This window comes from Kitasatospora sp. NPDC018058, from assembly GCF_044327205.1.
Taxonomy (GTDB): domain Bacteria; phylum Actinomycetota; class Actinomycetes; order Streptomycetales; family Streptomycetaceae; genus Kitasatospora.
Window position 1 is genome coordinate 1 of sequence record NZ_JBIRFA010000089.1, and the last position, 12,043, is coordinate 12,043.

Here is a 12,043-nt window from a genome sequence, read left to right on the forward strand (position 1 = left end):
GGGACGCGAGGGCCGCCAAGCGGTTCCCGGCCAGGCTCATGAAGAAGCAGAGCCGTGTGCCGCGGGTGCTGGTCACGGACAAGCTCAAGAGCTACGGCGTCGCCCACCGCGAGCTCATGGCCTCGGTCGAGCACCGCTCGCACAAGGGCTTGAACAACCGCGCCGAGAACTCCCACCAGCCCACCCGCCAGCGCGAGCGGGCCATGAAGGGCTTCCGCTCACCCGGCGCTGCCCAACGGTTCCTGTCCGCGTTCAGCGGCATCTCAGCCCACTTCCGGCCCCGACGCCATCTTCTGACCGCCGCTCAGCACCACCTCGAGATGACCCTCCGCTTCACCATCTGGGATCACGTCACCGAGACCACCGGCCTGCCCACCGCACCCTGAGCCAGGCGCCCCACCCAGCACCCCACGCACCCCGGCACACCCTCAGCCCGACACGCGCGCATCAACGTGACAGCGTCTCCCGGGACGATCGCAGGCCTGCCAGAGCGCCTACCCGACCAACGAGGCCGGCACTCGTACACCCTGCCTCCCACCAGGCCGGATGAGGTTCTCGGCAGGGGCAAGGCCGCCGGCGACGGTGGCTGCCTTCATCCGGCGGATCTCGTCCCGGCCGTGAGCGGTGGCGCGGGTCTTGTCCATCAGCGGCACGTCCTTCCAGGGCAGAGCCTTGAGCCGGGCGTGCAGGGTGAGGTGGTTGCCCTTGACCAGGGCGATGTAGTGGGCGGTCTTGTCTTTGACGAGGAAGCGGGCGTGCTCGGCCTGGGTGTGCATCGCGTCAAAGGTCACCACCATCCCGGTCAGGTCGAGACCAGTCAGGAGGGGCTGGAAGGCTGGGATCTCGTTACTCTTGGCGTCCACCTCGCGCTGGGCGAGGACCAGGCCGTCGCCGTTCATCGCGGCAAGTACGTGGATCCGGGTGCCGTCCGCGCGGACCGCGCCGCGCAGCGTCTTGCCGTCCACCGCCACGGAGGGCCTGGGTACGGGCTGCTCGGTGGCGTCGACAGCGGCGCGGTCGGCGAGCCAGGCTCCGATGGCCTCGTCCAGCGCGTCGCTGTCGACGCGTTGCAGGGTGCGGCGGACGGTGGCCTCGCTGGGAGCGCGCGGGGGGACGCCGGGGTCCCGGATGGTGGCTCCGAGTCGTATGAGCAGGTGGGGCGGGGCATCGGCGGCCCATTCGGCGACCGCGGTGAGGGATTTCGCTCCGGCGAGGATGGCGCAGGCGGCCAGTTCGAGGAGGAAGGTGAGCGGGTGGCTGCGGCCCCGGCGTCGGCGCGGGTCGGGGATGGCCGAGAGGCGGGCCAGTAAGCCGGGATGGTCGTCGGGACCAGGAGGCGGGGCGTCAGCGAGTTGGTCCAGGCTGGCCGGGATGGGTGATGATGAGCGGGCGGGCACGATCTTCCGTCGTGGTGGTCAGGGACTCGACACCTCGTGATCACCGTAAGCCGTGCCACGAATAGACCGAGTCTGACGGCTATCCGGTGCACCGGCGTGGGATCACCGTGTCAGCAGCTCCGGTGCGAGTGCGGCCACCATGCGCTCCGCCTCGCGCCGGCCGTACGGGGTCAGCCGAGCCAGCAGATCGCGGTCGACAGCGCCGCGGTGGATCCAGATCCCCGCGAGCGACTCGGCACACAGCGCCACCAGGGTCTCGTCCGACTGGGCCGGATCACCGGCGATCTCGGCCAGGGCTGCCACCACCGCGTCGCAGGGGAAGCTCTCCAACTCCGAGGCCGCATCGTATCGCTCGTCCATCCGGACACCGGCGGCCGTGCCGCGAAGTATTCCGATCAGCAGATCTTCCTGCTCACCGGGCCGGTACTCGCGCGGAGCAACCGGGCGCTTTGCGGGCCCCTGACGGGGCTTCCGCTTACCAATCGAAAAGATCTCCAACGCCTTTTCACCAAGCTCTCGCCGATCCCGCTGCCGATGCCGCCGACCAGCACGCTGGCACTGGCGCCCCCACTCGGCTCCGACCATACCGCTGGCGAGACCACCGGTGAGACCGCGTCCGGCGCGCGACGCGGTCTCGAACGCTGCCCCCAGCTCGCCTGCCACGACAACATCGACGCCGGACTCCGTCACCACGCCCGAGGCGCCACCTGAACCCTCGCCACCCTGAACATCACGTGTTCAAATCGGACATTCGACGAGAACGACGAGTCCCTGCCCCGCCCCCACCGCGAGCGGCCGGCACCAGCCGGACGCGAGAGAAGAAAAGGCCCGCCGCAGGCGCAGCGACCCTCACCGCCACCGCCCCACCCAACCAGCCAACCACCACCCACAAAGCCAAGGACAGGAAGGGGTTGTCGGGGTGGTGAGTTTCACCTTGACGGCCACTCACCATGGCCGCTGACCTGCATGTTTGTCCGGAATCCGGGCGTGGCGGGCGGGAAGGTCGGCCACCGGTTGGTGCACCGGTTGTCGCACCGGTTAGGACACCTGCAGTCTGGTAGTGAGGATGTTCCGGTTGGGTTAGTCGGATGCCGGGAAGTAGAAGTCGATGAATTCCGCGCCGCCGAAGTGGATGCAGAGTCCGCTACCTGGGGCACAGAAGTATTCCTCCTGAAGCGCCCACGCGATTAGGGTGCGTATGGGTCGTGATCAATCTGCGGGTTTCGCCCGCGTGGCGGGGCCTGATCCGGTAGACGTGTTGTGTGACGCGAGTTTGGCAAGGTCACCCCTACAACCGGGGCCTCGTTGCGTTGGCAACGGGCCGGCCAGCACCCATCACACCGTCGTGACCAGCAACTTCCCATGATCACTGGGACTTTGAAACGCCCCTGCCGTGTGCACACCGGGGCCAGCGGACGTGCACTGACGGACAAAACGGGGACCGCAGCGCGCCATAGCCTCGCGACTAACGAGACGCCCATCGGTACGCGCGAGGGCGCCTGAATTCCATTTGCCTCTAAATCAGGAACGAAAAGGGAACATGCTGAGGAAACTCGCTCTTCTACTGCTGTCACTGGCGACGGCCATGGGTCTGGTGACGGGCCTGAGCACTACCGCGTCCGCCACCAACTTCAGCGTCATCGACTGGAACATCTCGAACATCACCGAGCGTGGCGCCACGCACGAGTCGAACTACTACAGGTTGATCAGCGCCATCCACCTGCACACCTACGGCAATGTGACCCACTACGAAGGCCTCACCCAGACCTCGACCGACCACGACCGCCTGGTCCAGGTCAGGGTGCTGGACACGAACAACACCCAACTCACCTCGGTCTACCTGTGGGCGGACAACCTCTACGTCGCCGGGTTCTACGCCCCGGCCACCAACACGCACTTCGCGTTCAACGACCGGTACCAGGACTTCCAGACGGCGCTCGGCATCCCGAGCGCCCGCATCCTGCCGACGAACGGCAACTACACCGGTCTTCCGGGCGGCAACGACAGGGGCCGGCTGGTACTTGAGCCGGAGACCATCTACAACGCCATGTACCAGCTCGGTCACGCGGCCCCGAACGACTACAACGACGCCGTCGGCCGCGCACTGGTGGTCGCGATCCAGATCTTCTCCGAGGCGTCGCGCTTCAGCCCGATTCTCGACCGGATCCGAGGCAACATCCACAACTGGACCCACACGCCCCTGACCGACGACTACGCCGGGCTGGAGAACGACTGGGGCCGCATCTCCCAGTTCGCCTACAACATCCGCAACAACCCGACCCTGTCGATCAGGATTCTGGGCCAGTGGGTGACGAGCCTGGTCGGTCTGAGCCGGGTCCTCGGCTTCGTTGAACTCAACGGCTCCCAGGCCCGCCTTTAGTACTCCAGCAGGACTTCTCCATGCCCGCTGGTCAACGGCCTGGGAGTGGGGAGCGCGGCCGGGTAGGGGCTGGTGTGGGGCGGACTTCGTTACCGTCCCACCAACGGATTGCTACAGCTCACCGTGCTCGCAGGATCGACGCCGACTCCTCGTCCAGGGGCAGGAATGCCTCCAGGTGCAGCTCCGCCACCGTGACGTCGACGGCGGTGGCGAACGTAGTCCGGGTGGTCAGCAGCCGCAGCTCGCCCTCGGGGCAGCGCAGTCGGAGCGGAACGGCGAATCCCAGGTGCTCCTGGGCCGGTTGAACGGGTGGGAGGTAGCCAGCCAGCTCATCGGCGAGTGCGGCCAGTTGGGCATCCTGGTGCTGGCGGGCCCGGGCACGCTGGTTCTCGATGATGTGGCGGCCCCACTCGGCGAGGTTGACGACTCGCCGGGCCATGCCAGCAGGGTGCAGGGCTAGGAGCGTGGGTCAGTAAGCGGCAACCCGCGTGCGTCTCGTGATCATTCGTACGAGATGATCCCGGTATGCGTGATCAGGAGGGGCTGTTCGAGGCCGAGCCGGTTGAGCCGAAGCGGCCGCAGGTACGTCCGGCGACAGTGGACAAGCGATTCCGGGCGTTCGACCCGCACCAGGTCCTGCTGCTGCCGCCGTCGCTGGACGACTGGCTGCCGGAGGACCATCTGGCCCGGTTCGTCGCGGACCTGGTCGATGAGGTCCTCGATTTGTCGCCGGTCCTGGCCGACTACACCGAGAAGCGCGGGTTCCCGCCGTACGACCCCAGGTTGATGGTGCGGCTGCTGATCTACGGCTACACCACCGGCGTACGCTCGTCCCGGGCGATCGAGCGCCGTTGCGTGGACGACGTGGCCTTCCGGTTCCTGGCCGCCGGCCAGGCCCCGGACTACCGCTCGATCGCCCGGTTCCGCCGCCGCCACCTGGACGCACTCGCCGACCTGTTCCTCCAGTCGCTGCACCTCGCCCAGAAGCTGAGCATGGTCAAGATGGGCCGCGTCGCCCTGGACGGCACGAAGCTGGAGGCGAACGCCTCCAAGCACAAGGCCATGAGCTACGGCCGCCTCGTCGACAAGGAGGAGAAGGTCGAGGCCGAGATCGCCGAACTGGAGGCCAAGGCCCGCGCTCTGCTCGCCGACGCCGAGCACGTCGACGCCGCCGAGGACCAGATCTACGGCGTCGACGGGAAGGACACCGACCTGCCCGCCGAGCTGGACCGCCGCGAAAAGCGCCTCGCGCGGTTGCAGGCCGCCCGCGCCCGGATCGAGGCCGAGGCCGCAGACAAGGCCCGCCGCCACGCCGAGGACAAGGAACGCCGCCGCCAGGTGCGGGCAGGCGCCGGCGATGAGCAGGCGGTCGCCGACGCGGGCGAGAAGGCCGCGAAGACGGCCCGGCCGAAGCCGAAGGCCCAGGCGAACTTCACCGACCCCGACTCGCGGATCATGAAGAACAGCGACGGCGCCTACATCCAGGCCTACAACGCCCAAGCCGTCGTCGACGAGCAGCACCAGGTCATCACCGCCGCCGACGTGACCTGCAACGCCTCCGACGCGCTGAACTACACCAGCATGCTCGACCAGTCCGCACGCAACACCGGTATCCACCCCAAGCAGGACCTGGTCGACGCCGGGTACTGCTCCGATGCCAACCTCGAAGCCGCGAAGGAGCGCCAACTGGCCTGCGGCACCGACACGTTCATGGCCACCGGCCGACTTGGCCACGACGAGCAGGTCCCGCCCGCACCTCACGGCCGCATCCCCACGAATGCCACCTTGAAAGAGCGGATGGCCCGCAAGCTGCGGACCAAGCCCGGCCGGAAGGCCTACAGCCGCCGCAAGGCCATCGTCGAACCCGTCTTCGGACAGATCATGACCTGCCAGAACGGCCGCCAGCTCCTCCTGTGCGGCGAGGACGGCGCCCGCGGCGAGTGGCGCCTCCTGGCCGCCTGCCACAACCTCCGCAAGATCTTCCGCCACACCGGCGCCGCCGGACTGACCGCGGCGCTCGCCTGACCGCCGCCAGCCGGCGACCCTCGGCGCCGATTCACAGCCCCCAGGACGACACCTCCGACGCCAGCAGGCACGCGCCGAGCGGCCGACGACCGAGCCCGCCGATCACGACCGCTCGGCCGCTTGCCCGTTACCGACCCACGCTCCTAGCCGGGCGGCGGGCGGGAGCTTGCGCACCGGCTTGGCGGACAGTACCTGCTTCGTCCAGCCGGACACGCGCGAGCGGGACTGCCGACCGATCGCCAGGGGGTCGGCGTCGTGGGCTAGATCGGGAACGGTGACGGCGGTGGGCGGCGCGTCGCGGGCGTTGTCGAAGATCGTGTCGGCGATTTGCCAGCCCAGGCGCCGCAGGGCGGCGACCGCCGCGGTGGCGTCGCAGAGCCGAAGAGCCGACAGGTCCGCTCCGATGACGTTGCCGGTTCCACCGCGCGCCGCCCGGATGGCCACCACGACGGCCAGAAGCTGCGGATCGGGCCCGGGCAGCGGAAGCGACGCCACGTACCCGAGCATCGCCCGGGCGGCAGCGCCCTGCGACGGCGTCAAGAGAAAGGCCGACAGCGGGAGTTCGCCGCCCACGGTGGCAGGGATGCTGGGGGTACGGAACACGAGCTCAGGCACGTCACCCCCAACGCGCTACTCGGCCGGAGGTTACCCCCCGGCACCTGCACGGAGTAGCCCGGCGGTGTCGGGGCGGCTCGTCCCGCCCCGGGCCGGGGACGCCGCTGTGAGAGCCAAGCCCGACGCATGCCGTCGTGGCCCCGGGGACGTCGGAAACAGCGGCGGGGTCGGCGGGTACGAGCCCACCGCCCCCGGCACTACGGCACGCTACGCCCGGGCGGCGTCGACACCACCCCACGAGGAGTCGATGTCGACGCCGCCCCAGTTCGTGTCAGCGGTCAGGCCCCACGTGGAATCCGCCGCGCAGCCCCAGACCGTGTCCGGCACCGCACCCCACACCGAGTCCCTGCGCACGCGAGCAGCCACGACAACCTCCCCAGATAGAGCGTGATCGGGCGCCCACTCTAGGCAGGGAAGTTTCTTTACGTCACTACCTATTACTTCCACTCCACACCCGTCACCGACAGCGTCGTTGCTCCGTACGCCTCTGAGGAGAGCACCGTTGCGGGGCGGCCCCCTTGCGGCACTTCCACGACGGCCTCCGCGGACCACACCTCCTCGATGCTGGACCACTTGCGGCCTCGTCCCAGCAGCGCGTCGGTGTCGTCGCCCGGTTTGATCCAGTCGGCCGGCGTACGGCCACGGTCCCGGTACGTGCCTTCCAGTGTGCAGGTGACGAGGGAGCCGCCGTCCTTCAGCCGGAACGTCGGCAGCGCGTTCGTCAGCGAACGGAACGAGAGGCTGCGCTCGAGCACCTTCTGGTCCCATCCGTTGAAGTAGTCCACCAGGCCGTTGGTGAAGTCGCCTCGTTCGAAGTCGGCGCTCTCCGGCTTCCCGGCCGGCACGGTGAAGCTCAGGTACTGGGCGTAGCGCCCGCACACAGCAGTGTCCGTCTCCGCGGTCGGCGACAGCTCCACGCCTCCGGACGTTCCGCGGGCCAGGGCCGGCATTACCTTCGGCCGCACGGATCGTTGGCCCGGCACCGGTGTCGAGGATGGGGCCTCGGTCGGAGCCGTCGTCGGCGGTGCCTCGGTCACTACCCAGGTGGCCACGACCGCCTTCCACTCCCCGCCCGCCCGGTCGCGCGTGAAATAGGTCAGGGTGGAACTGCGGTCCGTTTCGCGTCCCTCCGTCTTGTTCAGGACGGCGAAGCTCTGCGGCTCTCCGGAGTCGGTCTGCGGGATCAGGTACACCGGGCGGACAGGCCGGATCGGCTCGTTCTTGGTTCCGTTGGCCTGGTGTAGCTGTGCCGTGGCCCGGTTCTCCTTGAGTAGCTGCCCGTCCTCCACCCGGGCGAGCGCCTCGGCATCGCCCTTCTCGGTAGCCGCCTGCCTCTCTTTGACGTACCGCTCGAAGACCTCCTGGGCCTGCGCTTCGGTGAACGACGGTGTCGCGCTGGTCGTGCCGCTGCCCGAGGTGCCGGAGACGGACGACCCCGCAGACGCCCCGGACCCGCTTCCGGAAGAACAACCGGCCACGCCCATCGCGAGGAGAGCTGCAGCCCCCATTGCGCTCCACCCCCGTGCCCGATTCCGTGTGATCACTGCGGCTCCCCCCGTTGGTCCATCAATCCGATCGCAGGGATCCTATTGGGTCCAACTAGGGCACCGGCCAAGGACACTGTCACGGATCAATGACTCCGTCGGCACCCGGTCCCGGGACCAGATGGACGACGAACAGGCCCGCGACGCGCTGCGACAGGTCCAGCGGTGGCTTCGCAGCCTGCGCTCCTACCACCGCCCCGACCCGCCCGCCGCGCCGCACGAGGCCGCCTCGCCCGCGCCTACTTCGACCTCGGCCTGGAAGCGGGCACCAACGCGGCAGGCGCACGCTGAACGGCACCGAGCCGGCCTCGCCGATTGCTCCCAGTACCGGCGCGCACGGCCCGCCCGATGCAGCCGGCCGCCACGAACTCACCCGCAGGGCGCGCACGGGCCCGGGCGGCTACCGGGTTCGCCGACCTCGAAGAACCAACCCCAGCCGAGCACAGGGGCTGGAAGACTTTCCCTGCGGCGGGCGTACTGCTCGGAACCGGTCCACGGAGAGGATCACCAGTGGAAGCTGAGCGGCTGGGACACCGGGTGCTGGACGGGGCCGCCCTGGAGACCCCCGCCACGGCGAAGGCATTTCGAATGCGAGCCGAGAGAGCCCCCGACCGGCGCCAGATTCATGCAGCTGCCGCGCTGGCCGGGGTGACCGGTCTGCTCGTCCTCATCGGCCAGTGGGTCGACCTGCTCGTCCCGATCGCTATCTTCGCCTTCGGCTTCCTCGTGATCCTCGTCGGCGGGCTGTGGCAGCAGCACGCCCGCCTCAAGGACGAGCGGAGACTCCTCGCCACCCGCCCTTGGCAGGTCTGGCCGTGCCGCGTTCAGAAACTCCGGGGCCGCAGGAGGGCCGGCGTCACCGCGTGCCGAGTGGATCTTCTCGCGCGGAACGGCGCTGTCGTCCGATCGGGAAAGGCCGACCTCCCCACCGCGCTCTGGAACGCCATGACCGACGGCGTCGGCACCCTCTGGATCTGCGGCGACCTGCGCAGGCCCTACCTCATCGCTGCTCCCGGCGGAACCGCCTGGACCCTGTGCCACCCCGAGGACCCCCCGGAGCACAGGGTCCACATCACCATCCAGACCTGACCACCAAGCACCCGCACCCGTCCAACCGCGTGCACCGACACTCCTGCTCACGCACCCGCACAGCGCAGGGCGGCCGCTACGAAGAGCAAGGCGCAGGCGCCCACGGGCGCTTCTGGTCCAGACGCCATGGACGGGCAACGGCCACGCGCCTATGGCGCAGTTGGCCAGCCACCGAACCGGTACCGACCTCTCCACGCAGAAGGGCCTGCCGATGAACGCTCCAATCCAGCAGGACAACGACGGGTGGGACCCCGAGCGCATCATGATCGCGTTCGCTGAAGCCCTGGGCAGCACGCCCCCAGACCGATCCTCGGAGGAACAAGTCCTCGTCCTGGCCGACGACATGGCCCGCCGCACTGCCGCCCGCCTGTCCCCCGGCCGGAGCTGGACCGCGCACCGCCAGGACGACGGCACGGTGCGCGCCACCGCAGAGGACGGAACCGTCGCCGTGGGCTGGACCGCCACTCCCCAGGCGGTGACCGAACTCGTTGCCCCGTGGGAGCCCGGCACCGTGCAGCAGCCGCTCGTCGACCTGCACGGCGCCACCGACCGGACAGCCGCCGTGACGAAGCCGCGCTTCCCCTACCCCGACACCGAGCAACTCGACGACGCCTTCGACGCCCCCTCACGAATCGCCGACATCACCGAAGCCATCAACGCCCTGCGCAGCCAGTGGAGCGGCGAGAGCGTCGCTGACCGGGTCGAAGAGGCCACCCAACGCCTTCGGCAGACCGCCCGCCAGGTCCCCGAACTCTCCCTGGATGACGGCGAGAAGACCTGGTGCCTGTCCGCCAGCTGCGGCTGGGTCCGCACCGAAGCGATCGTCAACGCCGGCGACCGGATCTGGGGCAAGATCTCGCGTTCAGGCTACGGCCGCGGCTCCTCCTGGATCCCCCGCGCGGCCGCGGAGCTCCTCGCCGAGCCGCAGGAGAACCTGGAGGCCTTCCTGCGCCACCACCTCCTGGACAACGAGGGCCCGGTCGAACTGGAGACGATCAACGGCCCTGAGGGGCCCCTCTACACCCTGGGCAGCGGAGGAGCACACCGCACCCACCTCTTCCGGATACTCGGCCTGCCCTGGCTGTTCGCCAGGCAGACCGCCCTGATTCCGCCCCGCCAGATCACCGGCCCCATCGAATCCGCCGCGCACTGGCAGGGACTCATCTACCGGGGCCTGCTCCACGGCACGATCCACCGGCAGACCACGATCGCCACCCTGCGCATCGACCACTGCCCCGCCCCATGGATGGTCACCAGGCCCGCGCTTGCCACCGCCTACAACGTCGCCTATGACCGCGCCTACCCCGGCGCCCTCGCCCGCCTCGGCATCCCCACCGAAGCCCTGGCCGGACCGCAGGCATGGGAGGACTGGCTCCTCCTCCCGCCCACCCCGTGGACAACAAAGCCGAACGCCGCAGCGGAACACGAGCGCACCGACACCCTGCTGGCGAAGTTGCGCAACCTGCTCCCCTGGTCCGCCCGCCGCCGTGCTCCAGAGACGCATGACCGGGCCTAACCGCCCCAGCAGAGTGCTCCCCTTCCACAAGGTCGCGAGTGTTCACGAGAACCACTGAAATGCAAGGTTGTCGGGCCCTGAAGATCGCTTCCCGTCCTATGCGTGATCGCTTCCCGGATTCTCCGGGGTTCCCGCCTAGGCACTCGGTGTGGATGATTGCTCGGTGACGAACATCACCGACGCCCACGTGAAGGTCCACTTCCGGCTGGAGGTGGACGAGGACGGATGGCCGCCGGCGAGCGTCGAGAGCCTGTGGGCCGTGGACCTGGGCGATGGGACAGTGCGCCTCGACAACATCCCGTGGTTCGTACGCGGCGTCGCCAGCGACGACATTCTGAGGGTCGACGTCGACGAGGACGGCCTGCGCTGGGCCGGGGAGACCGTCCGCGCATCGGAGAACTGCACCATCCGGTTGATCGTGCGGAAGGACGGCGGTTCGGCAGCAGCGCGGCAGACGGTGCTGGAGACCTTTCATCGGCTCGGCACGACGGGCGAGGGCATCGAACAGTTCGGCATGGTTGCGTTGGATGTCCCGCCGACTGCGGACATGCCTCGGATACGCAAGTTGTTGGGGCATGGCGAGACAAAGGGATGGTGGCATTGGGAGGAAGGCTGTGTCACTGCGGCCTGGAGTGCTGCGGCCCCCGCCTGACACCATCTTCTGCGGGAAGCACCGGAACGCAGACCCCGTTGGTCGGGTACGGGGTTACCCTGAGTCGCTGCCAGGGGGCGGCGATGACCATTTGTGGCGGGGGTGCGCGTGGCACTGGAGATGATTCCGGATCGGCCAGGGCGGGAAGTCGCCTTCGAACCGCTCCTTGACGGGCTCCTGGGGCTGTTCAGTCCCGCCTGGGCCCTTCCGGATCAGATGGCGCGCGAGCACCAGCATGATCGCTGCGAGGTCAAACGCTGGGAAATCGGCCGAGCCGCTGAGGAGAATCCCGACCTCACTCGCCAACACGCTGACCTACTCATGCACGCCGCTGTGCTCGACCAGTGCCGAAGCGGGATCAACCAGCTTGTCCGACCTCTGGTCAAGGCTCTGGGGCACCGCTGGACGCAGGAGCAGATCGTCTACTACGTCCGTTCCGGCTCGGACCCGCAGAAGGTCGGAGCGACGATGGCCTGGTACTTCTCAGGGCCGGGACTCCAATACGCGTCTATGGACGATCTGAAGAACCGGGTGCCGACGCCGGAGAGCAAGGCAACCTTGGACGCGCTGTCGGATCTCCGCGTCGCCTACCGGGAGGCGGTTCTGACGGCTTTCCTGACCTGCGGAGATCTCGGGACACGCCAGGATCTGTCGTTGTGGATCTCTCTCGACCCAGCCACCTATCCGGAGGCCCTCAGGGCCGATCACGAGCGGGCCAAGAGTCTCATCCCGGAAGTTGTCAAGTCAAATGAGACGGTTTGACACTATATGGACTGTTGTGCGGGCACTGTCTCCGGCTTGGGCTGGTTGATCCAGACCTTCTGG

General features: G+C 68.6%; 13 protein-coding genes. 7 read left to right on the plus strand and 6 right to left on the minus strand.

The window, feature by feature from the left end; all coding sequences use genetic code 11:
• The coding region (locus ACH4E7_RS44120; protein WP_396254867.1) for a DDE-type integrase/transposase/recombinase at positions 1–386 on the plus strand (386 nt) is incomplete at its 5' end.
• 108 nt (positions 387–494) lie between these two features.
• Here ACH4E7_RS44120 and ACH4E7_RS44125 read toward each other — a convergent pair.
• On the minus strand, positions 495–1,397 hold the full coding sequence (locus tag ACH4E7_RS44125; RefSeq protein ID WP_396254868.1) for an ISAs1 family transposase: 903 nt from the start codon (positions 1,395–1,397) through the stop codon (positions 495–497).
• Between the two features lie 102 nt (positions 1,398–1,499).
• Positions 1,500–2,090, minus strand: coding sequence for a hypothetical protein (locus ACH4E7_RS44130; RefSeq protein WP_396254869.1), 591 nt, complete (start codon positions 2,088–2,090; stop codon positions 1,500–1,502).
• Between the two features lie 847 nt (positions 2,091–2,937).
• Here ACH4E7_RS44130 and ACH4E7_RS44135 point away from each other — a divergent pair.
• Positions 2,938–3,777: a ribosome-inactivating family protein gene (locus tag ACH4E7_RS44135; RefSeq protein ID WP_396254870.1), complete on the plus strand. Its 840-nt coding sequence runs from the start codon at positions 2,938–2,940 to the stop codon at positions 3,775–3,777.
• Between the two features lie 118 nt (positions 3,778–3,895).
• On the opposite strand, the gene ACH4E7_RS44140 is transcribed toward ACH4E7_RS44135, so the two are convergent.
• On the minus strand, positions 3,896–4,231 hold the full coding sequence (locus ACH4E7_RS44140) for a hypothetical protein (protein WP_396254878.1): 336 nt from the start codon (positions 4,229–4,231) through the stop codon (positions 3,896–3,898).
• Between the two features lie 89 nt (positions 4,232–4,320).
• On the opposite strand from ACH4E7_RS44140, the gene ACH4E7_RS44145 reads away from it, so the two are divergent.
• Positions 4,321–5,802, plus strand: a complete 1,482-nt coding sequence (locus ACH4E7_RS44145; protein WP_396254879.1) for an IS1182 family transposase — start codon at positions 4,321–4,323, stop codon at positions 5,800–5,802.
• 102 nt (positions 5,803–5,904) lie between these two features.
• On the opposite strand, the gene ACH4E7_RS44150 is transcribed toward ACH4E7_RS44145, so the two are convergent.
• The 3 genes from ACH4E7_RS44150 to ACH4E7_RS44160 form a co-directional block, all read right to left on the minus strand.
• Entirely contained in the window at positions 5,905–6,417 is a 513-nt protein-coding gene (locus ACH4E7_RS44150) for a hypothetical protein (protein ID WP_396254871.1), read from the minus strand.
• 207 nt (positions 6,418–6,624) lie between these two features.
• Positions 6,625–6,783 (minus strand): hypothetical protein, encoded by a 159-nt coding sequence (locus tag ACH4E7_RS44155; protein ID WP_396254872.1) that lies wholly within the window; start codon positions 6,781–6,783, stop codon positions 6,625–6,627.
• A 71-nt stretch (positions 6,784–6,854) separates the two neighbouring features.
• Positions 6,855–7,925, minus strand: coding sequence for a hypothetical protein (locus ACH4E7_RS44160; RefSeq protein WP_396254873.1), 1,071 nt, complete (start codon positions 7,923–7,925; stop codon positions 6,855–6,857).
• Positions 7,926–8,471: 546 nt separating this feature from the next.
• Here ACH4E7_RS44160 and ACH4E7_RS44165 point away from each other — a divergent pair.
• From ACH4E7_RS44165 to ACH4E7_RS44180, 4 genes are all read left to right on the plus strand, one after another.
• A complete protein-coding gene (locus ACH4E7_RS44165) occupies positions 8,472–9,050 on the plus strand; it encodes a hypothetical protein (RefSeq protein WP_396254874.1) in 579 nt (192 codons plus the stop codon).
• A gap of 211 nt (positions 9,051–9,261) precedes the next feature.
• Positions 9,262–10,566 carry a hypothetical protein gene (locus tag ACH4E7_RS44170; protein WP_396254875.1) on the plus strand — a complete coding sequence of 435 codons (1,305 nt, stop codon included), beginning with the start codon at positions 9,262–9,264 and terminating at the stop codon, positions 10,564–10,566.
• A gap of 163 nt (positions 10,567–10,729) precedes the next feature.
• On the plus strand, positions 10,730–11,218 hold the full coding sequence (locus ACH4E7_RS44175; RefSeq protein ID WP_396254876.1) for a DUF4265 domain-containing protein: 489 nt from the start codon (positions 10,730–10,732) through the stop codon (positions 11,216–11,218).
• Between the two features lie 108 nt (positions 11,219–11,326).
• Complete coding sequence (locus tag ACH4E7_RS44180) at positions 11,327–11,980, plus strand: hypothetical protein (protein WP_396254877.1); 654 nt, start codon at positions 11,327–11,329, stop codon at positions 11,978–11,980.
• Positions 11,981–12,043 lie beyond the last annotated feature (63 nt).